General features: G+C 39.8%; 1 protein-coding gene. It reads right to left on the reverse strand.

Annotated features, from left to right (window positions below):
- A partial coding sequence (locus SB717_RS38295) for a YebC/PmpR family DNA-binding transcriptional regulator (RefSeq protein ID WP_410908428.1) occupies positions 1 to 249 on the reverse strand: 249 nt, incomplete at both ends.

Here is a 249-nt window from a genome sequence, read left to right on the forward strand (position 1 = left end):
GAACCGTTTACACCCATGTTACCACTGTTTTTGCTAAATGCAGCTCGTACATCTGCTGCAGTACGGTTTACGTTATTTGTAAGTGTATCTACAATAACCATAGCTCCATTTGGTCCAAATCCTTCATAACGAAGCTCGTCATAATTTTCCTCTGAACCGCCTTTTGCTTTTTCAACTGCACGATCAATAATTGTTCTTGGTACATTGTATGTTTTCGCACGTTCTAATACGACTCTAAGCGCTTGGTTT

The organism is Priestia sp. SIMBA_032 (genome assembly GCF_046535215.1).
GTDB lineage: Bacteria > Bacillota > Bacilli > Bacillales > Bacillaceae_H > Priestia > Priestia aryabhattai.